Raw genomic sequence first — 21,380 nt, forward strand, 5'->3', positions numbered from 1 at the left:
CCGCCGCACGTCCGGCGGCACGCGCGGCTACGCGGCGAGCATCGCGTCGAGCAGCCATGAACCGGCCGGCCCGAGCGGCCGGTTGCGCGACCAGACCGCATCCACCCGCACGCGGCGCGGCCAGCCGCGCGCGCGCAGCTCGCACAGCCGGTCGCGCGCGAAGTGTTCGACCATCCAGCGCGGCAGTTCCGCCCAGCCGAAGCCCAGTACCGCCATCTCCAGCAGCATCAGGTAGCTCGGCGCCAGCCAGTGCTGCGTGCCGACGACGATCCGGTCGTCGGTGCCGCGGCCTTCCGCTTTCACGTACGTATTGAGGCGCAGCTCGCGCACGTCGCGCAGCGCCGCGTGCGGCACCTCGGCGTCGCCGTATTCGGCAAGCGCGTGCGTGCGACCGACGAACAGCCCGATCTCCGATTCCTCCGCCACCGTCGCCGCGCCGATGTCGGCCGGGTAGACCGTGCGCGCGGCCATCAGCCCGAGTTGCGCGCGGCCCTGCTGGATCAGGTCGAGCACGTCGTCGTGTTCGGCGATCTGGCATTCGAGCTCGAGCGCCGGGAAGCGCCGCTCGAGCGCCATCAACGTTTCCTCGTAGCGCTTCGACTGGTACGTATCGGAGACGACGAGCGTGAGCCGCGCTTCCTCGCCGTGCGCGAGCCGGGCGGCCGCGCGGTCGATCGCCGCGCTGGCCTCGAGCGCGCGCTGCACCTGCGGCAGCAGCGCGCGGCCGGCATCGGTGAGCGTGGGCGTGCGCGTCGAGCGGTCGAACAACTGCACGCCGAGGTCGATTTCGAGATTCGCGATCGCTTCCGACACGGTCGACTGGCGTTTGCCGAGCTTGCGGGCGGCGGCCGTAAACGAGCCGAGCAGCGCCGCTTCGGCGAACGCGAGCAAGGCTTCGGGGGCGTGGTGCATGGCGCGCTCCTGGTGGCGTACTATCGGTAAAGCCGATGATATCAAACTGGATTCATACGGTTGTGCCGATCAAAATGGCCGCCATGAATCAGGTCATGCATCGGAGGAAATCATGAAACAGATCAACAAGACGGTGACGGAGCGCCTGCTGCACGCGCTGACGTTCGAACTGGTGGCGATCGCGCTGTGCGCGCCGATCGGTGCGTGGCTGCTCGACATGCCGGTGTCGCACGTCGGCGTGCTGACGGTGATGGTGTCGCTGATCGCGATGGCGTGGAACATGACCTTCAACGCGCTGTTCGACCGCTTCGAGCGGCGGGCCGGATTGTCGCGCACGCTCGGCATGCGGGTCGCGCACGCGGTGACGTTCGAGCTCGGCCTCGTCGCGATGGTGGTGCCGGTCGCCGCGTGGTGGCTGAACGTGAGCCTCGTCGAGGCGCTGCTGCTCGACCTCGGCATCGTGCTGTTCTTCCTGCCTTATACGTTCTGCTTCAACCTCGCATACGACGCGCTGCGCGCCCGCTGGATGGCACGCCGGGTCGCGGTGCAGGCCGGTTGAGCGGGGCCGGCAGGCCGAACCGAGCAGGGCGGCGGCCGGCGCGCGTCAGTGCGCGGCCGCCCACAGCCACACGCTGCACGCAACGGCGACCGTGCCGTACACGGCATAGACGGGCACCTTGAAGCGCGTGAAGCACAGCGTCGCGAACGCGCCCGTCAGCCAGTAAACCGGATCGGCCGGTTCGCGATGCAGGATCTTCACGACGGCGACCACGAGAAAGCCGGTCGTCGCCGCGCGCAGCAGGCGCATCCCGTGCTCGAAGCGCGCATGGCGCTTGAGCCGGGACAGATGATTCTGCGCGAACACGACGAGGCACCCGGACGGAATGAACAGCGCGGCCGTGGCGGAGAGCGCGCCGGCCCAGCCGTCGGTCAGGTAACCGAGAAACGGCACGACGTTCAGCAACGGCCCCGGCGCGACCGGCGACAGCGCGAAGGCCAGCGTGAAGTCGTGATCGGAGATGCCCGTCGCCGGCGAGACGAACAGCGTCTTGAGCACCGGCAGCGCGGAGAAGCCGCCGCCGAACAGCGTCATGCCGGCGCCCGCGAGGCGCGGCCACAGCAGTTCGGCCTGATAATCGCCGGGCAACGGCACCGCGAACAGCACGACGAGCACGCCGAGCAGCACGAGCAGGCCGCGGTCGCGCTTCGACAGCGTGAAATCGACCGCGTCGCGTTGCGATGGCCCCGTGAGCCAGCCCGCTGCGAACGCGGCGAACAGAATCCCGACGAAAGCGGCCGGACTATGCGCGAAAGCGAGCAGAATCGTCGATAGCGCGGCGATCGACTGTTCGAGCCGCGTGCGTGCGAGCGAGCGCAACTGCTTGACCCACGTGACGCCGATCAGCGCGGCGAGCACCATCCCGAAGTGATTGATCAGCATCGGTGCGGCGAGCGAGCGCACGAGCGGCGTCTGATAGAAGATCGCGAACAGCGTCATCAGGATCGAGAACGGCAGCACGCTCGCAATGCCGGCGACCCACGCGCCGGCGCGGCCGTTCAGCGTCTGGCCGACCTGCACGGCGACGTTGCAGCCGACGGGGCCCGGGACGAGCCACGCGAGCGCGACGAGATCGCCGAAGACGTGCGGCTCGATGCGCTGCAGCCGCTCCACGTAATGGCGTTCGAGTTGCGCCATCATCGAAAGCCCGCCCCACGAGACGGCCGAAATGCTGGCGACGACCTTGAACAAGGCCCATAGGGATGCCGGTGCCTCTTCGACACGAGCGGTCGCTTCGACTTCGACGGTTGTCATGATTGTGTGGATGGCGCAGCGCCAAATCTCTCGTATGTGACCGTGCCGGCGGCCCGCCGACACGTCGGCCCTCCCGATTGTCCACCGCGCATCATGACACTGCCATGCGCGAAAACGCTAGTTAATGAACCGGGCGATCGGATCGGAAAACGAAATAATTGCGGCGGTGCGCAATACGCGCCGCGGCTGCGGTGGTGCGGCGCTCAGGCGCCGGTGCTGCCGGTCGCGCGATGCGCGACGACGTCCGGATGCTCGCCGCGCACGCCGAAGCGGGCGATCAGCGCGGGAATCGCATCGGCCGGCACCGGGCGCGAGAACAGGAAGCCCTGCGCCTCGATTTCGCCGAGCGCGGACAGCCACGTGATCTGCTCCTCGGTCTCCGTGCCCTCGACGACGACGGTGAGCCCGAGCGAGCGCGCGAGATGCACGATCGACGACACCATCACGCATACGCTGCGATCGGTCGGAATCGCCTGCACGAACGAGCGGTCGACCTTCAGCGTGTCGACGGAGAAGCGGTGCAGGTACGACAGCGACGAATAGCCGGTGCCGAAATCGTCGAGCGCGATCCGGATGCCGAGCTTTTTCAGCGCGACGATCTTCTCGGACACGAGTTCCGGGTATTCCATCATCGCGGTTTCGGTGATCTCGATCTCGAGCCGGTTCGCGTCGATGCCGGTGTCCTGCAGCGCCTGCGAGATCGTCTCGATCAGGTCGCCGCGCCAGAACTGCACGGGCGAGATGTTGACCGCGAGCGTCAGCGTGTCGTGGCCCTCGTCGCGCCAGCGCGCGATCTGCTCGCACGCGGTGCGGATCACGAAATCGCCGATCGGCACGATCAGGCCGGTCGACTCGGCGATCGAAATGAACTCGTTCGCGGAGATGACGCCGTGCTCCGGATGATCCCAGCGCGCGAGCGCCTCGAAGCCGGTGATATGGCGGTGCGTGAGGTCGATCTTCGGCTGGTACGCGAGGAACAACTGCCCGTCGGCGAGCGCGACGCGCAATTGCTGCTCCCAGCGCATCAGGTGGTCGGCGCGGTGGGACAGGTGCGGCGCATAGAACTGGTAGCAATTCTTGCCGGCGTCCTTCGCGCTGTACATCGCGAGGTCGGCCTTTTTCAGCAGGTCGATCTCGCTTTCGTTCGCGACGGTGTGCAGCGCGATGCCGATGCTCGCATGCAGCACGAACGAACTGCCGCGAACGTCGAACGGCTCGCTGAACATCCGGATGATCGCTTCCGCGAGCCGCACCGCGCGCCGCTCGACGTCGTCGCCCTTCATCACGACGACGAACTCGTCGCCGCCGATGCGCGCGAGCGAGCCTTCGTCGCCGACCGCATCGGCCAGGCGCGACGCGGTCATCTGCAGCACGATGTCGCCGGCATTGTGGCCAAGCGTGTCGTTGACGGTCTTGAAGTTGTCGAGGTCGATGAACAGCAGGCCGAGCCGCGACAGGCTCGCGGGCATCGACACGTCGTTGCGCAGCCCGCGCAACGTCGCATAGCGGTTCGCGAGGCCGGTGAGCAGGTCGTATTCGGCGAGCTGCGTCATTTCGCGCTCGCGGCCGAGCAGCTTGCCGATCAGGCCCGTCGCGACGCCGAAGAACGCGAGCATCGCGAGCGTGATGAAGCTCGTCATCAGCAGGTAGACGTTGCGCGTGTGGTAGTAGTCCGCGAACTCTTCCGTCTGCGACAGCCCGACCATCACCGCGAGCGGGTAGCCGTCGAGGTGGCGGTACGACACGATGCGCGTCACGCCGTCGATCGGATCGATGATCGTGCCGGTCACGCGCTCCGCGATCGGGTAGACGCCCGACGCCGAAAACGCGCCCGGCGCGTTGCTCACCGAGCCCGTGCGCCGCGCGAGCACGGCGCCCGTGTCGGACACGACGGCGATCACGCCTTCCTTGCCGATGGCCGCGTTGTTGTAGAAATCGTTCGTGAAGTAGCTCGGATCTTCCGACACCACGACGATGCCCGCGAAGCTGCCGTCCGGGTTGTTCAGGCGCCGCGTCATCTGCAGCGTCCAGTGGCTCGACACGCGGCCGAGCACGGGCTTGCTGATGAAGAGCCGGTCGTCGTTGTGCGCGAGGTGGACCTTGAAGTGCTCGCGGTCGGACAGGTTGATCGGCTGCGGATGAAGGTCGGCGGTGTTCGCGAACAGGATGCCCTTCGCGTTGACGAGCGACACCTGGATCAGCGTGTCGCTCGGCACGACGCCTTTTTCGACGGCGCTCGCGAGATTGAAGCGCGCCGGCGATTTCTCGAATTCGAACTTGACGAAGCGGGTGATCTGGTCGACCTGGTGGATCGCCTTGACCGTATGCTGCTCGAGCGCGGACGACAGGATCGCGGCGGAGGCCGCCGCTTCCTTGTACGCGCTGTCCTTTTCGACGGACAGGCGCGCGATGATCACCGCCCACAGCAGCGCGAGCGCCAGCATCCCGAGCAGCGGGATGGCAAACAGCGCACGCCGGCGCGATTTGCGCGGCGCGCGCAGCGGCCGGTTCGGCGGCGTGTGGTTGGACCGGGCGGAGCTCATCGAAGAGGGCGGCGTCCTGCTCGCGTGCGCCATCCGTCTGGATGGCCGGCTATGGTTCGGATTGTCCCGACGTCTGTTCGTTCGCGGGCCGCGCAACCATGGACAGACCTCCGAAACAACGGATTAGGCCCGATATTACTGGCTGGAACGTTTTTGCGATAGTTGGGCAAAGCGTAGGGCGCCGGACGAGCCGGCGCCATCGCACATCGCGAAATGTCAGTCGGGTGACCGGAACGTGCCGTCGACGACCGTGACGACGTGGCCGCCGATCCAGGTCGTGCCGTCGGCGTCGTAGCTGACGAAGACGCGGCCGTCGCGGCCGATCGCGGTACCCTGGCGGGCCGTATACGACGGGCCGGGGCGGCGGCCCTGGCGCGTCAGCAGCCCGGCCAGCGCGGCGTTCGCGCTGCCGGTGACGGGATCCTCGCCGGGGATGCCGAACTTGCCGCCCGTCATCAGGCAGCGGACCTCGAACGTCGCCGGGCCGCCTTCGGCGTGCGGTGCGTAGGCGGCGAGGCCGTCCACGCCGTAGCGGCGGGTCAGCGCCGCCAGCGCGGCCGGATCGGGCGACAGGCCGATGCACGCGTCGGCCGACTTCAGCCGCACGACGAGCCACGGCGCGCCGTTGTCCACCGCGCACGGCTCGGCGTCGAGGTCGAGCGCGTCGCTGCGCAGCGCGGCGGCCAGTGCCGCGTAGTCCGAACGGTCGAGCGGCGCGACGCGTGCCGGCGGCGCGCCGAACGCCCAGCCGTCGGCCTGCTCGCGCAGCACGACCCGGCCGACCCCGCACTGCTGGATCAGCCGGCCCGGCGTACGCGGCCGCGCGCCGCTTTCCAGGAACGCATGCGCGGTGCCGAGCGTCGGGTGGCCGGCGAACGGCAGTTCGCCGCCCGTCGTGAAGATCCGCACGCGGTAATCGGCTTCCGGATCGGTCGGCGTGCAGAGGAACGTGGTTTCCGACAGGTTCGTCCAGCGGGCGATCTCGCGCATCGCGTCGTCGCCGAGCGAATCGGCGTCGAACACCACGGCGAGCGGATTGCCCTTGAACGGCACCGACGTGAACACGTCGACCTGCTTGAAGCGAACGAAACGGCCGGGCATCGCGCTGCGCCCGTTACGCGACTTCGGCGATCAGTTCGATCTCGACGCACGCGCCGAGCGGGATCTGCGCGACGCCGAATGCCGAGCGCGCATGCTTGCCCGCGTCGCCGAACACTTCGGCGATCAGCTCCGACGCGCCGTTCGTCACGACGTGCTGTTCGGTGAAATCGAGCGTCGAGTTGACGAGGCTCATCAGCTTGACGATGCGCGTGACCTTGTTCAGGTCGCCGGTGTGCGCGTGCAGCGTCGCGAGCAGGTCGATCGCGATCGAGCGGGCGGCCGCCTTGCCGTCTTCCGTTTGCAGATCCGCGCCGAGCTTGCCGGCCCAGACCTTGCCGTCCTTCTTCGCGATGTGGCCCGACAGGTAGACCGTGTTGCCGCTTTGCGCGCTCATCACGTACGCGGCAGCCGGTGCGCCGGCGGTCGGGAGCTCGATGCCGAGCGACTTCAGTTTGTCGTAGACGTTAGCCATGCGTTCGATTCCTCGTAGAGAGTCGTGACAGGAAAAAGGGGATCAGAGGCGCTCGCGCAGCAGCTTGCCGAGACGCGCGACGCCTTCCTCGATCTTCTCGGGCGGCACCGTCACGAACGACAGGCGCAGCGTGTTCTGCTGCGCGTTCTCCGCGAAGAACGGCGCGCCCGGCACGAAGGCGACGTGGTTGTCGACGGCCGCGGCGAGCAGCTTCATGCTGTCGATCTGCGCGGGCAGGTTCACCCAGATGAACATCCCGCCTTCCGGGCGGTTCCACGTGACGCCTTCCGGCATGTGGCGCGCGAGCGCGCCGAGCATCGCGTCGCACTGCGCGCTGTACAGCGCGCGGATCGTCGGGATGTGCTCGTCGAGGAAGCCGTCCTTGATCACTTCGTGCGCGATGCGCTGCGTGAGCGTCGGCGTGTGCAGGTCGGTGGCCTGCTTGGCCTGCACGAGCTTGAAGTGGAGTTCCTCGGGCGCGATGATGTAGCCGATCCGCAGGCCCGGCGCGAGGACCTTCGAGAACGTGCCGAGGTGCACGACGTGGTCGGGCGCCATCGACAGCATCGTCGGCAGCGGCTCGCCCCGGTAGTTCAGCGCGCCGTACGGATCGTCCTCCAGCACCGGGAACGGGCTCGACTGCGCGAACGCGGCGAGCGCACGGCGGCGCTCGACCGGCATGCGGCGGCCGGTCGGGTTCTGGAAGTTCGGCTGCGCGTACAGCAGGCGCGCGCCTTGCGTGAGTTCGGGCGTGAGACCTTCCGGCAGCAGGCCCTGCTCGTCGGTGGGCACCTGCACGTAGCGCGGCTCGTACAGCGAGAACGATTGCAGCGCGCCGAGGTAGGTCGGCGTTTCGACGAGGATCGGGCTGCCCGGATCGACGAGCGCCTTGCCGAGCAGGTCGAGCGCCTGCTGCGAGCCGGTCGTGATCAGCACCTGCGACACGCGCACGCCGTAGCGCTCGGCGATCCACTCGCGCAGCGGCAGGTAGCCTTCGGTCGCGCTGTACTGGAGCGCGGCGGCCGGCGCGTCGCGCAGCACGCGATCGGCGGCGGCGCGCATGCGCTCGGCCGGGAACGTCGCGGGGGCGGGCAGGCCGCCGGCGAACGAGATGACCTCGGGGCGTTCCGTGACCTTCAGGATCTCGCGGATCGCCGAGCTCGTCAGCTTGCGGGCGCGTTCGGAAAGCTGCCAGTGCGGCGGATGCAGGTCGCTCGGATTCATAGTCTCCTCGTGCGGATATCGTGGTCGGTCAGGAAAGGTCGTTCGGGCCGATGGCGTCGTCGCAGCCGGGTGGGCGTGCGGGAGCGCGATCGGGCCGTCGCGGCCGGGTGGGCACGCCAGTCTGGCAAAACCGTTCAGGTAAAACGGACATTATGGCGCACCTCATCAGCCGGCGCGAGCGGGACGCGGCGCGGTGGCCACCGCCGAGCGGCGCCCGAGCACCACGGTCGCGATCACGGCGCCCGCGAACAGCCACGTCGACGGCGTGACCGTTTCGCCGAACAGCAGCGCGGAAAAGGCGATCGTGAAGAAGATCTGCAGCAGTTGCACCTGGCCGACGCGCGCGGTGCCGCCCATCGCGAGCCCCGCATACCACGCGAAAAAGCCGATGAATTGCGAAAAGAGGGTCACGTAGCCGAACGCGAGCCACGTGCGCAGCGCGAGCGGGCCCGGATGCGCTGCGTACTGCAGCCACGCGAGCCAGCCGACCGGCAGCACGAGGAACGGCGCCGACACGACGAGCGCCCAGCAGATCACCTGCCAGCCGCCGATCTGGCGCGCGAGGCGGGCGCCTTCCGCATAGCCGAGCGCGCCGATGCCGACCGCGACGAGCATCAGCGCGTCGCCGGCCTGCACGGCGCCGCCGCCGTCGCGCAGCGCGAACGCGATCACGAGCGCGCTGCCGGCCACCGCGCTGGCCCAGAACGCCTTCGACGGCCGTTCGTGCGACAGCCACGCCGCGTACAGCGCGACGAACAACGGCTGCAACCCGTTGACCACCGCGCCGTGCGAGGCCGGCACCGATTTCATCGCCCACGCCGAGAACACCGGATACGCGATGATCACGCCGGCCGACGTGATCGCGAGGCTCTTCAGTTGCGCGCGGCTCGGCAGCGGCTCGCGGCGCCACCACAGCAGCAGCCCGGCCGGCACGGCCGCGGCGAGCGCGCGGCCGAGCCCGTTGAGCAGCGGATTGAGCTCGGAGACGACGATCCGCGTCATCGGCAGCGTCAGGCTGAAGATCATCACGCCGATCAGGCCGAGCAGCATGCCCCGGGTTTCGCGCGAATTCATGTCGTGGGTGTCTCCGTCTGGCTGGCTGGATGGATGTGATTGATGTAATGGAAGCGGCGCAGGATGGTCAGCGCAGCGTGCGCGGGCCCTGCGGCGTGTCGAATTCGGCGACGAGCGCCGGCGGGCCGTCGGTGGATTCGACGTCGAGCAGGTGGGCGGCGCCGAGCCAGTCGAGCTGCTCGCGGATCGTATCGGCGCGCGGGTGGGCGCCCTTGAGCGCCTTCAGCGCGACACCGTCGGCCGGCAGCGATTCGGCCGGATGGCGCGGGCTGTCCCACTGGATCAGCGACGGCACGAGGCCGTCGCCCGCGCCCTGCCACGCGGGGAAGCTGCCGTCGTCGGGCACCGTGAGGCCCCAGCTCAGGTCGCCGCGCCGCATCGCGACGACGGGCGCGATGCGGGCCGGATACTGGCGCTGCCACAGCGCGAGCTGGCGCGGGCGGTCGACGCGCGCGACCCAGTGCGCGAGATACGGGCCCTGCGCGAGCCGCGCCTGGATCGCCGGATCGTCGAGCCCGAACAGCCGGGCGCGCGGCGGCTGCGCGCCGTCGTCCGGCGCGGGCGCGTCGGGATCGATCGCGATCACTTCGAGGTAGCGCCCGCCCCACGCGCCGAACAGCGCATTGTGGGTCCGCATCAGCGGGTGGCGGCCGCCGCCGGCCGGTTCGATGCCGAGCGCGTCGGCGACGTGGCGCACGCCTTCGTCGAGGGTGCGCGCGGCAATCACGAGATGGTCGAGTGTCAGGGAGCGGGCTGGCATGAGCGTCGGTCGGGAAGCGAAAGTGTCATGGTCGGCGGATGGCGTGCCGGGCGGGGCCGGACCGGCCGGCGCGCCGGCCGCGCCGCAGGCCGACGGGCGCCGCGCCAGGTGCGGCGGGCTGCACCGGCGGCCGCACGATCGCCATTCCGGTCAACTGTAATCGTCGCTACCGGCACAGTAACGGTACAATCGGCGCGATAGCCTTCGGTACAGTTGGAGCTGCCGCCCATGTCCACCGTCCCACTCGCCCAGATTCCCGCGCCGCACGACACGGCCACGCTCACGCTCGTCGACCAGCTGGTCCAGTGGGCGCGGCGTCGCATCGACGAACGGGTGTTCCGTCCCGGCATGCGGATGCCGTCGATCCGCAAGCTGGCGCTCGACAAGGGCGTGTCGCGCTTTACCGTCGTCGAGGCCTACGAGCGGCTCGTCGCGCAGGGCTACCTCGACTCGCGGCGCGGCTCCGGCTTCTACGTGCGCGAGCGTACCGGCGTCGGCCCGCAGCCGGCCGACAGCGTCGCGCGCGTGGCCGAGGCCGCGCCCGTGCACAACACGATCGACGTCGTCTGGCTGCTGCGCAACATGCTGCACACCGTCAGCCCGGAGAAGGGCCCGGGCCTCGGCTACCTGCCGGGCCGCTGGCTCGACGGCGAGCTGATCACCGGCGCGCTGCGCGCGCTCGGGCGCCAGTCGGGCGCGCAGATGCTCGGCTTCGGCACCGCGCAGGGCTTCCTGCCGCTGCGCCAGCAACTGCAGACGCGCCTCGCCGAAGTCGAGATCGGCGCGAAGCCCGAGCAGATCGTGCTGGTGTCGGGCATCACGCAGGCGATCGACCTGATTTCGCGGATCTACATGCGGCCGGGCGATGCGGTGATCGTCGGCGATCCGGCGTGGTTCCAGATGTTCGGCCGTTTCGCGGCGCAGGGCGCGCAACTGGTCGGGATGCCGTATACGCCCGACGGCCCCGACCTCGACGCGCTCGAAACCCTGGTGCAGATGTGGCGGCCGAAGATGCTCGTGATCAACTCGGTGCTGCAGAACCCGACCGGCACGTCGCTGTCGGCCGCGCAGGCGTTCCGGATCCTGAAGCTCGCGGAGGCCTACGATTTCCTCGTCGTCGAGGACGACGTGTACGGCGACCTTTGCCCGCCGAGCTATCCGGCCACGCGCCTCGCGAGCCTCGACCAGCTGAAGCGCGTGATCTATCTCGGCAGCTATTCGAAGACGCTCGCGGCGAACCTGCGGGTCGGCTACGTGGCCTGCGCGCCGGAGATCGCGAAGGCCGTCACCGACCAGAAGATGCTGGTCGGGATGACCACGCCCGAGCTCAACGAGCGCGTGCTGTACAAGATCCTGACCGAAGGGCATTACCGGCGCCACGTCGAGCGGCTGCGCGCGCGGCTCGACGGCGTGCGCGACAAGACCGCGCGGATGCTCGAGCGCACCGGGCTCGGGCTCTTCACGATGCCGGCGGCCGGGATGTTCCTGTGGGCCGACACGGGCGTCGATTCGGACGCGCTCGCGGCGGTCGCCCACGAGGCGGGCTTCCTGCTGACGCCGGGCAGCCTGTTCTCGCCGCAGCAGTCGCCTTCCACGTGGATGCGCTTCAACGTCGCGAACTGCGGCGATCCGGCGCTGCCGGGGCTGCTGGCGAGCTATATCGACTCGGCGGTGCGGCGCGCGTCGTGACGGGCGCGGCAGGCGGCTCTTGAAATCGTGCGTGCCGTCCCCAGATACGCGCGCAAACCGCCGGCGCCAGGCGGTCGTCCCCGACGGGCCGTCCCAAACGGGCCGTCCCGAACGGGCCGTCCTTCACGGGTTCGCCGGCATCGCGCGCCGGGCGCCGGCGTCACCTTGTTCCGTTCAAGTAAGAGGAAACAGCATCCATGGCACACGAAACGATGAGCTTTCAGGCAGAGGTCAAGCAACTCCTCCACCTGATGATCCATTCGCTCTACAGCAACAAGGAAATTTTCCTGCGCGAACTGGTGTCGAATGCGTCCGACGCGGCCGACAAGCTGCGTTTCGAAGCGCTCGCGGACAACGCGCTGTACGAGAACGATCCGAACCTGCGCATCCGCATCGGCTTCGACAAGGCCGCGCGCACGATCACGATCGAGGACAACGGCATCGGCATGAGCCGCGACGAGGCGATCGCGAACCTCGGCACGATCGCGCGCTCGGGCACCAAGGAATTCTTCACGAAGCTGTCGGGCGACCAGCAGAAGGATGCGGCGCTCATCGGCCAGTTCGGCGTGGGCTTCTACTCGGGCTTCATCGTCGCCGACAAGATCACCGTCGAAACGCGTCGCGCCGGCCTGCCGGCGAACGAAGCCGTGCGCTGGGAAAGCGCCGGCGAGGGCGATTTCACGATCGACGCGATCGAGCGCGCGCAACGCGGCACGACGATCACGCTGCACCTGCGCGAAGGCGAGGACGACCTGCTGTCGTCGCACCGCCTGAAGTCGATCATCCAGAAGTACTCCGACCACATCGCGCTGCCGATCCTGATGCGCAAGGAAGAGTGGGATCAGGAAAAGGGCGAGATGGTCCTGAAGGACGAGGACGAAACCGTCAACCAGGCGAGCGCGCTGTGGACGCGTGCGAAGGGCGACGTCACCGACGAGCAGTACACGCAGTTCTACCAGCACATCGCGCACGACCACCAGGATCCGCTCACGTGGACGCACAACCGCGTCGAGGGCCGCAGCGAATACACGCAACTGCTGTTCGTGCCGGCGCGCGCGCCGTTCGACCTGTGGAACCGCGACTACCGTGGCGGCCTGAAGCTGTACGTGAAGCGCGTGTTCATCATGGACGACGCCGAGCAGCTGCTGCCGCAATACCTGCGCTTCGTGAAGGGCGTCGTCGATTCGGCCGACCTGCCGCTGAACGTGTCGCGCGAGATCCTGCAGGAAAGCCGCGACGTCAAGGCGATCCGCGAAGGCGTGACCAAGCGCGCGCTGTCGATGCTCGAGGAGCTCGCGAACGCGGAAGACGATGCCGGCAAGGAAAAGTACAAGACGTTCTGGAGTGCGTTCGGCCAGGTGCTGAAGGAAGGCGTCGGCGAGGATCACGCGAACCGCGAGCGCATCGCGAAGCTGCTGCGCTTCGCGTCGACGCACGGCGACACCGACGCGCAGGACGTGTCGCTCGCCGACTACGTGTCGCGCATGAAGCCCGAGCAGAGCAAGATCTACTACGTGACCGCCGATACGTGGCAGGCCGCGAAGAACAGCCCGCACCTGGAAGTGTTCCGCAAGAAGGGCGTCGAGGTGCTGCTGCTGACCGACCGCGTCGACGAATGGATGCTGTCGTTCCTGCATGAATTCGACGGCAAGCCGCTCGCGAGCGTGGCCCGCGGCGATCTCGACCTCGGCGAGCTGAACGACGAGGAGAAGAAGGCGCAGGAGCAGGCCGGCGAGGCGATCAAGCCGGTCGTCGAGAAGATGAAGGAAGCGCTCGGCGACAAGGTGAAGGAAGTGCGCGTCACGTTCCGCCTGACCGATTCGCCGTCGTGCCTCGTCGCGGACGACAACGACATGAGCGGCTACCTGCAGCGGATGCTGAAGGCGGCCGGCCAGAACGCGCCGGCGATGCAGCCGATCCTCGAGATCAATCCCGAGCACGCGCTCGTGAAGCAGCTGAACGCCGACAGCGCCGATTTCGGCGACTGGTGCCATTTGCTGTTCGATCAGGCGCTGCTGGCCGAAGGCGGCATGCTCGACGATCCGGCGAGCTTCGTGAAGCGGACCAACGCGCTGCTGCTGTCGCGCGCCGCGTGAACGCGCGCATGCGATTCGACGGCGGCCAGGCCGGCTGGCGCGAGACGCCGCGGCCTGGCTGCACGCTCGACCAGCGCGACTGGCTGACGCGCGGTGGATCGCTGACCGCGCATCTCGCGCGGCTCGGCCGCGTGAACGTGCGCGTGACGCGCGAGGCCGTCGACCGTCCGTGGTTCGACGAGCCGGCGGCGCTTGCCAGTTCGCCGCGCGCGCCGATGTGGGTGCGCGAGGTGATCCTGTCGGTCGACGGCACGCCGTACGTCGCCGCGCACAGCATTGCGCCGCTTGCGGCCAGCAAGGGCGTGTGGCAGGCCATGCGGCGGCTGCGCACGCGGCCGCTCGCGGAGCTGCTGTACAGCGATCCGCAGGTCGAGCGCTCGGCGCTCGTGAGCCGGCGCGTGATCGCCGGCCATCCGCTGTATGCGCTCGCGAGCCATGCCTTACAGGGCGCGCGCGCGCCGCATGCGTTCGTCGCGCGGCGCTCGGTGTTCCAGCGTCACGGCAAGCCGCTGATGGTCACCGAGTGCATGCTGCCGGCACTGTGGCGCCATCTCGCCGCGCACGGCGACGGGCCGCGGTCGGGTGGCCCGCACGGAGGCGCGTGATGCTGCAAGGCTTTCCGCCCGTCGTCGCGCCGAATACGCACACGATGATCCTCGGCAGCTTTCCGGGCGAGGCGTCGCTCGACGCCGCGCAGTACTACGCGCATCCGCGCAACCAGTTCTGGCGGCTGCTCGGCGCGGTGCTCGGCGAGCCGTCGCTGCATGAACTGCCGTACGACACGCGGCTCCAACGCGTGCTGTCGCATGGCATCGGCATCTGGGACGTGCTCGATGCATGCCATCGCCAGGGCAGTCTCGATTCCGCGATCAGGAATGCGAAGCCCAACGACTTCGATTCGCTGCGCGAGCATGCGCCGTTGCTGAAGCGCGTGTGCTTCAACGGCAAGACGGCTGGGCGGTTCGCCGACGTGATCGGCCAGGCCGGGTACGAGACGCTCGTGCTGCCTTCGTCGAGCCCGGCGAATGCGATGTTGTCGTTCGAGCAGAAGCTCGAACACTGGCGTCGAATCGTGCTTTGATCGACCGGGCGCGGCCGGCAGCAGGTGTGGTCAGCCTCGCGTTGAGCGTCGAGACAATTCAGGCGTTCGACAGAGCGTTGTCGTGGCGTATCGATGACGGAGGAGGGCGTTGCTGACGAACCGCGACCACCGCATGGGCTTGCGTGTCTCGCCTGAAGCTCAATCGTCCTTGCCCCAGCGCCACCGGGGCTTTTCGCCCTTGAGCCAGCACACCGCGGTCAGCAGCGCGACCAGTACCACGATGCAGGCGCCGTACGCCACCGGCGATCGCTGCGGCGGCACCAGGCATGCGCTCGCGATGATCCCGATCGCAAACAGCAGCAGCACGACCCAGCCCTGCCACGTCACTGGCAACCCCCATCCCCAGCCGTAGCGCTTCGCCGGGAACCAGATCTTCTTGTCGTTCGAGGTCATGCGCCCTCCCGTGAGTCGCGAATGCAGCATAGCGCCGCCGGGATCCGGCGTCACGCGTGGCCGGTGCGCGTCGCGGCCTCCGTCTTCCACCAATGCTATCCTCTCGTCCGCTCATCCAGCGTCACCCAGCGAGATTCAACCATCATGACCCGACTGATCAAGCGCGCGTCCGCCGAGGCGCGCGCGTTCAAGCAACGCAAGCCGTCCGCGTACAACGGCTCCGAAAAGCTCCAGCCGCCGCGCGTGAAGCGCCGCACGGACATCGACGAACACGACGACGTGCCGGTGCTCGACGCGCCGCGCAAGCCGCGCTTCGCGCCCGTGACGTTCTCCGAGGAAGGCGGCGTGCGCTTCCTGCACTTCGGTACCGAATGGGTACAGGGCGCGATGCGGATCTCGAAGCCGCTGCATATCGAGCTCGAATACGCGCAGCAGATGATGGCGTGGCTGCTGTTCCTCGAAACGCCCGAGCGGATCGTCCAGCTCGGGCTCGGCACCGGCGCGCTGACCAAGTTCTCGCACCGTTTCCTGCCGCACGCGAAGGTCGAGGCCGTCGAGCTGAACCCGGCCGTGATCGTCGCCGCGCGCACGATGTTCGCGCTGCCGCCCGACGATGCGCGCCTCGTCGTGCACGAAGCCGACGCATGGGATTTCGTCAACGACCCGGCCAACCGCGGCACGACCGGCGCGATCCAGATCGACCTGTACGACGCGACCGCGCGCGGCCCCGTGCTCGACAGCGTCGCGTTCTACCGCGCGGTGCGCGGCTGTCTCGCCGATGCCGGCATCGCGACGATCAACCTGTTCGGCGATCATCCGAGCTTCGTGCGCAACATGAAGCACCTGAACGCGGCGTTCGATCACCGCGTGATCGCGCTGCCCGAAGTGCACGACGGCAACCGGATCGCGATCGCGTTCTCGGGCCCCGCGCTCGACGTGTCGTTCGCGCAGCTCGACGCCCGTGCGAAGCTGATCGAGGACACGCTGAAGCTGCCCGCGCGCAAGTGGGTGAAAGCTTTGAAAGCAACGACCGGCGCACGCGACACGTCGTTCGCGATCTGACGCCGGATGCGCCGGCGGCACGCCGGTGCAACGTCGCGACAAGGGGCGGATCACCTCGGGTTCGCCCCTGCTTGACCGCGTGCTCGCGGCTCCTATACTGGCGCGAAGCCAGGGGAGCCGCAGCCTACCCGTTTTGCCGCTCCTCTCGGCGCCGTACCCGCTCAACAAGATCGATAACCGGGATAGAAGAGGAGACGTCATGGCTCACGATGCCGACGCCAACCGGGCCGCCAAGCGCTGGCTCTGGCTGCTGGTACTGCCGCTGATCGCGATGGTCTGGGTGCCGTCGTACAGCAAGATCGAACCGCAATGGCTCGGTTTTCCGTTTTTCTACTGGTACCAGTTGCTTTGGGTCTTCATCAGCGCGGTGATCACCGCGTTCGTGTATTTCAAGACCAAGAATGCGTGGAAGGCGAGCGGCACGCAAGGAGGGGCGCAATGAATCTCGGCGCGACTTTCGTTTTCGTGCTGCTGTTCATCGGCGTCACGATCATCGGTTTCCTGGCCGCGAACTGGCGGCGCGGCGATCTCGCCCATCTCGACGAATGGGGCCTCGGCGGACGCCGCTTCGGCACGATCGTCACATGGTTCCTGCTCGGCGGCGACCTCTACACCGCCTACACGTTCGTCGCGGTGCCCGCGCTCGTGTTCGGCGCCGGCGCGATGGGCTTCTTCGCGCTGCCGTACACGATCCTGATCTATCCGTTCGCGTTCGTCGTGTTCCCGAAGCTGTGGAGCATCGCGAAGCGGCACGGCTACGTGACGGCCGCCGACTTCGTCAACGCGCGCTACGGCAGCCGGATGCTCGCGCTGGCGATCGCGGTGACGGGCATCGTCGCGACGATGCCGTACATCGCGCTGCAGCTCGTCGGCATCGAGGTGGTGATCGGCGCGCTCGGCTTCGACACGACCGGCTTCGTCGGCGACCTGCCGCTGATCATCGCGTTCGCGATCCTCGCCGCGTACACGTACACGTCGGGGCTGCGCGCGCCCGCGATGATCGCGATCGTGAAGGACGTGCTGATCTACGTCACGATCGCGGCCGCGATCATCGTGATCCCCGCGAAGCTCGGCGGCTTCGGGCACATCTTCTCCGCGGTGCCGCCCGCGAAGTTGCTGCTGAAGGCGCCCGACGCGACGAGCCTGAACGGCTACAGCGCGTATGCGACGCTCGCGATCGGCTCGGCGCTCGCGCTGTTCCTGTATCCGCACTCGGTCACGGCGATCCTCTCGTCGTCGTCGGGCAACTCGATCCGCCGCAACATGGCGATGCTGCCCGCGTACTCGTTCGTGCTCGGCCTGCTCGCGCTGCTCGGCTACATGGCGCTCGCCTCCGGCGTGAAGGACATGCCGCAGTACGCACCGTACTTCAAGGCGTTCGGCCCGAACTTCGCGGTGCCCGCGCTGTTCCTCGAGTACTTCCCGTCGTGGTTCGTCGGCGTCGCGTTCGCGGCGATCGGCATCGGCGCGCTGGTGCCGGCGGCGATCATGTCGATCGCGGCCGCGAACCTGTACACGCGCAACATCCACCGCGAGTTCGTGAACCGCAACATGTCGCACGACCAGGAAACGCACGTCGCGAAGCTCGTGTCGCTGATCGTGAAGGTCGGCGCGGTGGCCTTCATCCTCGGGCTGCCGCTGACCTACGCGATCCAGCTGCAGTTGCTCGGCGGGATCTGGATCATCCAGACGCTGCCCGCGATCGTGCTCGGCCTGTACACGCGCGTGCTCGACCATCGCGGCTTGCTGGTGGGCTGGGCGGCCGGCATCGTGTGCGGCACGTGGATGGCGATCTCGCTGAAGCTGGCCAGCTCCATCTTCACGATCCATCTGTTCGGTCTCGCGATTCCCGGCTATGCGGCCGTGTGGTCGCTGGTCGTGAACCTCGTGGTGTCGGTGGCGGTCAGCGTGCTGGTGCGCGTGATGGGCATGGCGCATGCGGAGGATCGCACGCGGCCGGAGGATTATCTCGACGTCGTCGAGGGGTGAGACGGGCCGTGCGCGGCGGTGTGCCGCGCACGCGCCGCGCAGCGACAGCAACGAAAACGCCCGCCACCGCAAGGTGGCGGGCGTTCGTTTTGGCATCAGCCCTGCGCGTGTTTCGCGAGCGCTTCGCGTTGCGACAGGTCCTCGACGTTGACCATCCAGTGCACGCCGAAGCGATCCTTCGCCATCCCGAAGCCGAGCGCCCAGAACGTCTTGCCGAACGGCATCGTCACTTCGCCGCCGTCGGCGAGCGCATTGAACAGCTTCTGGCCTTCCTCGACGGTGGCCGGGTTCAGCGACAGCGAATAGCCGGCGTGCGCGGCGCCCGCGGGCTGGCTGCAGTCGCCGTCCGAGCACATGATCATCGAGTCGCCGATCGTGAAGCTCGCGTGCATCACCTTGTCGCTCATCTCCGGCGACATCGGGTAGTCGGGATTCGGCGGTGCGTCCTTGAAGTGCATCTTGAACATGGTCTTCGCGCCGAGTGCCTTTTCGTAGAACTGAAGGGCTTCGTCGGCACGACCGTAGAACGTCAGGTACGGTTGAACTTGCATCGTTGTCTCCTGGGATGAACCGTGCCGGCGCGGCGGTGCCGGCACGGCGTCGTGCAAGATTGACTGGGGAAAGGGCGCATCGGGAGGCGGCCGTCGCACCCGTGACGTGGATTGTAGTGCGCGCGCTTGACGATGGAATGAAAAATAAAAACGGCCGCGAACATCACGTTCGCGACCGTTTGCAGCGCTTGCTGACGGCTGTTGTCAGCGCTGTTGTCAGTCTTGCTGACAGCCGCTGACGTGCGGCGCGCGTCAGCGCAGCGCGTCGATCAGCTTCTCGAGCTTCACCGCGTCGGCGGCGAACACGCGGATGCCTTCGGCGAGCTTTTCGGTCGCCATCGCCTCGTCGTTCAGCTGGAAGCGGAACGACGCCTCGTCGATCGCGACGCGCTCGGCCGGCTTGTCCTGCAGCGTGTCCGGCGACAGCTTGCGGGCGACCGTCTCGTTGCTCTCCTGCAGCTTCTGCAGCAAATCGGGACTGATCGTCAGCAGGTCGCAGCCGGCGAGTTCGACGATCTGGCTGGTCGTGCGGAAGCTCGCGCCCATCACCTCGGTCTTGTAGCCGAACGTCTTGTAGTACGTGTAGATGCGGCGCACCGACTGCACGCCCGGATCGTTTGCGCCGCCGTCGCGCGCTTCATTCCATTCCGCGCCGGCCTGCTTCTTGTACCAGTCGTAGATGCGGCCGACGAACGGCGAGATCAGTTGCGCGCCGGCTTCCGCGCACGCGGCGGCCTGCACGAGCGAGAAAAGCAGGGTCATGTTGCACTTGATCCCTTCCTTCTGCAGCACCTCGGCCGCGCGGATGCCTTCCCACGTCGACGCGAGCTTGATCAGGATGCGCTCGCGGCCGACGCCGGCCGCTTCGTACAGCTTGATGAGCTCGCGACCCTTGTCGATCGAGCGCTGCGTGTCGAACGACAGACGTGCGTCGACCTCGGTCGACACGCGGCCCGGGATCAGCTTCAGGATTTCGGTGCCGAATGCGATCAGCAGGCGGTCGATGATGAAATCGGTGCTTTCGTTGCGATGATCGCGGACGGTTTTCTCGAGGATCGGCTTGTACGCATCCTTCTGGACGGCCTTCAGGATCAGCGACGGGTTCGTGGTCGCGTCCTGCGGCTGGTATTGCGCGAGCTGCTGGAAGTCGCCCGTGTCGGCGACGACGGTCGTGTACTGCTTCAGCTGGTCGAGTGCGGTAGTCATGGCGATTCGGAAGAAGAGCGCAGGGCGCCGGGTTCTCACGGGCCGCGCGAGCGCGGCGGCGAAGCGAAGCGGCGCCGGGCGCCGCTTCCGATCCATCATTTTAGGCCCGATTCGTGTCCGGCACGTTTTGGCGTGCCCGGGCGCGGGCCGCGGCGGCCGGCGAGCCGCGTCACGCGGGGTGCCGGGCGTTCAGGATCACCTGCGTGACGACCCCCGCGACGAGCCCCCAGAACGCGGAGCCGATCGACAGCAGCGTGAGGCCCGACGCGGTCACCATGAACGTGACGAGCGCCGCTTCGCGCTGCTTCACGTCCTGCATCGCGTTCGCGAGCCCGCTCATGATCGAGCCGAACAGCGCGAGCGCCGCGACCGACACGACGAGCGCCTTCGGCAGCGCCGCGAACAGCGCGGCGATCGTCGCGCCGAAGATGCCGGCGATCAGGTAGAACGTGCCGCACCACACGGCGGCCGTGTAGCGCTTCGCGCGATCCTCGTGCGCTTCGGGCCCCGTGCAGATCGCGGCCGTGATCGCCGCGAGGTTCACGCCGTGCGAGCCGAACGGCGCGAGCAGCAGCGACGCGAGGCCGGTCGTCGCGATCAGCGGCGACGACGGCGTCGGATAGCCGTCCGCGCGCAGCACCGCGATGCCCGGCACGTTTTGCGACGCCATCGCGACGACGAACAGCGGAATGCCGATGCTGACGATCGATGCGATCGAGAACGCGGGCATCGTGAACACGGGTTGCGCGAGCGCGATCTGGAAATGGCTGAAGTCGAGCAGGCCGAGGCCGCCGGCCACGGCCGTGCCGACGATCAGCGTCGTGACGATCGCATAGCGCGGTGCGAGCCGCTTGACGATCAGATACGTGAAGAACATCGCGAGCACGAGCGTGGTCCGGAACTGCGCGGCGCGGAAGATCTCGATGCCGATCTCGAACAGGATGCCCGCGAGCAGCGCGGCCGCGATGCCGGCCGGAATGCGCTTCATCAGCGTGTCGAACAGCCCGCTCACGCCGACGGCGGTCAGCAGCAGCGCGCACACGACGAACGCGCCGATCGCCTCGGGGTAGGGCACGCCGGGCAGCGACGCGACCAGCAGCGCGGCGCCGGGCGTCGACCACGCGACGACGACGGGCGCCCGATACCGCAGCGACAGGCCGATCGTCGTCAGCGCCATGCCGATCGACAGCGCCCAGATCCACGACGAGATCTGCGCATCGGTGAGGTGGGCGGCACGGCCGGCCTGGAACATCAGGACGAGCGAGCTCGTATAACCGGTCATCATCGCGACGAAGCCGGCGACGAGCGCGGACACGGACGTATCGGCGAAAAAGCGGCGGCCGCCGGCGCGGTCGGCGCTCGCGGTGGGCGAAGGGTTCATGCTCTCTCCGGG

20 protein-coding genes are annotated in these 21,380 nt (G+C 68.1%); 8 read left to right on the forward strand and 12 right to left on the reverse strand.

Annotated features, from left to right (window positions below; translation table 11 throughout):
* Positions 1-27: 27 nt before the first annotated feature.
* A complete protein-coding gene (locus tag HWX62_RS21780; protein ID WP_175930575.1) occupies positions 28-912 on the reverse strand; it encodes a LysR family transcriptional regulator in 885 nt (294 codons plus the stop codon).
* 112 nt (positions 913-1,024) lie between these two features.
* Here HWX62_RS21780 and HWX62_RS21785 point away from each other — a divergent pair, with 112 nt between their 5' ends.
* Positions 1,025-1,471, forward strand: a complete 447-nt coding sequence (locus HWX62_RS21785) for a multidrug/biocide efflux PACE transporter (RefSeq protein WP_175930576.1) — start codon at positions 1,025-1,027, stop codon at positions 1,469-1,471.
* Positions 1,472-1,516: 45 nt separating this feature from the next.
* On the opposite strand, the gene HWX62_RS21790 is transcribed toward HWX62_RS21785, so the two are convergent.
* The 7 genes from HWX62_RS21790 to HWX62_RS21820 all read right to left on the reverse strand — a co-directional run bounded on the left by HWX62_RS21790 (position 1,517) and on the right by HWX62_RS21820 (position 9,899).
* Positions 1,517-2,725, reverse strand: coding sequence for a chromate transporter (locus HWX62_RS21790; RefSeq protein ID WP_175930577.1), 1,209 nt, complete (start codon positions 2,723-2,725; stop codon positions 1,517-1,519).
* A gap of 203 nt (positions 2,726-2,928) precedes the next feature.
* Positions 2,929-5,268 carry an EAL domain-containing protein gene (locus tag HWX62_RS21795; RefSeq protein WP_175930578.1) on the reverse strand — a complete coding sequence of 780 codons (2,340 nt, stop codon included), beginning with the start codon at positions 5,266-5,268 and terminating at the stop codon, positions 2,929-2,931.
* Positions 5,269-5,484: 216 nt separating this feature from the next.
* Entirely contained in the window at positions 5,485-6,369 is an 885-nt protein-coding gene (locus HWX62_RS21800) for a PhzF family phenazine biosynthesis protein (protein WP_175930579.1), read from the reverse strand.
* Between the two features lie 13 nt (positions 6,370-6,382).
* A complete protein-coding gene (locus HWX62_RS21805; RefSeq protein ID WP_006478174.1) occupies positions 6,383-6,841 on the reverse strand; it encodes a RidA family protein in 459 nt (152 codons plus the stop codon).
* Positions 6,842-6,883: 42 nt separating this feature from the next.
* Positions 6,884-8,065, reverse strand: coding sequence for a PLP-dependent aminotransferase family protein (locus HWX62_RS21810; protein ID WP_175930580.1), 1,182 nt, complete (start codon positions 8,063-8,065; stop codon positions 6,884-6,886).
* A 165-nt stretch (positions 8,066-8,230) separates the two neighbouring features.
* Entirely contained in the window at positions 8,231-9,139 is a 909-nt protein-coding gene (locus HWX62_RS21815) for a DMT family transporter (RefSeq protein ID WP_175930581.1), read from the reverse strand.
* 67 nt (positions 9,140-9,206) lie between these two features.
* Positions 9,207-9,899, reverse strand: a complete 693-nt coding sequence (locus HWX62_RS21820) for a VOC family protein (protein ID WP_175930582.1) — start codon at positions 9,897-9,899, stop codon at positions 9,207-9,209.
* Between the two features lie 228 nt (positions 9,900-10,127).
* On the opposite strand from HWX62_RS21820, the gene HWX62_RS21825 reads away from it, so the two are divergent.
* The 4 genes from HWX62_RS21825 to HWX62_RS21840 all read left to right on the forward strand — a co-directional run bounded on the left by HWX62_RS21825 (position 10,128) and on the right by HWX62_RS21840 (position 14,765).
* The gene (locus tag HWX62_RS21825) at positions 10,128-11,588 is read left to right on the forward strand and encodes a PLP-dependent aminotransferase family protein (protein WP_175930583.1); all 1,461 of its coding nucleotides are present in this window, start codon (positions 10,128-10,130) and stop codon (positions 11,586-11,588) included.
* 197 nt (positions 11,589-11,785) lie between these two features.
* Positions 11,786-13,684, forward strand: a complete 1,899-nt coding sequence (gene htpG, locus HWX62_RS21830) for a molecular chaperone HtpG (RefSeq protein WP_175930584.1) — start codon at positions 11,786-11,788, stop codon at positions 13,682-13,684.
* Positions 13,685-13,692: 8 nt separating this feature from the next.
* Positions 13,693-14,289: a chorismate lyase gene (locus tag HWX62_RS21835; RefSeq protein ID WP_175930585.1), complete on the forward strand. Its 597-nt coding sequence runs from the start codon at positions 13,693-13,695 to the stop codon at positions 14,287-14,289.
* On the forward strand, positions 14,289-14,765 hold the full coding sequence (locus HWX62_RS21840; protein WP_175930586.1) for a DNA-deoxyinosine glycosylase: 477 nt from the start codon (positions 14,289-14,291) through the stop codon (positions 14,763-14,765). Before HWX62_RS21835 ends, HWX62_RS21840 begins: the two co-directional genes overlap by 1 nt.
* Positions 14,766-14,924: 159 nt before the next feature.
* Here HWX62_RS21840 and HWX62_RS21845 read toward each other — a convergent pair whose 3' ends face one another.
* Positions 14,925-15,179, reverse strand: a complete 255-nt coding sequence (locus HWX62_RS21845; RefSeq protein ID WP_175930587.1) for a hypothetical protein — start codon at positions 15,177-15,179, stop codon at positions 14,925-14,927.
* A 144-nt stretch (positions 15,180-15,323) separates the two neighbouring features.
* Between HWX62_RS21845 and HWX62_RS21850 the strand changes: the two genes are divergently transcribed.
* The 3 genes from HWX62_RS21850 (at position 15,324) to HWX62_RS21860 (ending at position 18,230) form a co-directional block, all read left to right on the forward strand.
* Positions 15,324-16,241, forward strand: a complete 918-nt coding sequence (locus HWX62_RS21850; protein ID WP_175930588.1) for a spermidine synthase — start codon at positions 15,324-15,326, stop codon at positions 16,239-16,241.
* A gap of 199 nt (positions 16,242-16,440) precedes the next feature.
* Complete coding sequence (locus HWX62_RS21855; RefSeq protein WP_006490660.1) at positions 16,441-16,683, forward strand: DUF3311 domain-containing protein; 243 nt, start codon at positions 16,441-16,443, stop codon at positions 16,681-16,683.
* Positions 16,680-18,230, forward strand: coding sequence for a sodium:solute symporter family protein (locus HWX62_RS21860; RefSeq protein ID WP_175930589.1), 1,551 nt, complete (start codon positions 16,680-16,682; stop codon positions 18,228-18,230). Before HWX62_RS21855 ends, HWX62_RS21860 begins: the two co-directional genes overlap by 4 nt.
* A gap of 95 nt (positions 18,231-18,325) precedes the next feature.
* On the opposite strand, the gene HWX62_RS21865 is transcribed toward HWX62_RS21860, so the two are convergent.
* The 3 genes from HWX62_RS21865 to HWX62_RS21875 form a co-directional block, all read right to left on the reverse strand.
* Positions 18,326-18,781, reverse strand: a complete 456-nt coding sequence (locus HWX62_RS21865) for a VOC family protein (RefSeq protein WP_175930590.1) — start codon at positions 18,779-18,781, stop codon at positions 18,326-18,328.
* Positions 18,782-19,033: 252 nt separating this feature from the next.
* Positions 19,034-19,987, reverse strand: coding sequence for a transaldolase (gene tal / locus HWX62_RS21870; protein WP_175930591.1), 954 nt, complete (start codon positions 19,985-19,987; stop codon positions 19,034-19,036).
* A gap of 169 nt (positions 19,988-20,156) precedes the next feature.
* Positions 20,157-21,368, reverse strand: a complete 1,212-nt coding sequence (locus HWX62_RS21875) for a benzoate/H(+) symporter BenE family transporter (protein WP_175930592.1) — start codon at positions 21,366-21,368, stop codon at positions 20,157-20,159.
* Positions 21,369-21,380 lie beyond the last annotated feature (12 nt).

It is taken from the genome of Burkholderia sp. BCC0506 (assembly GCF_902833145.1).
In the GTDB taxonomy this organism is placed as follows: Bacteria; Pseudomonadota; Gammaproteobacteria; order Burkholderiales; family Burkholderiaceae; genus Burkholderia.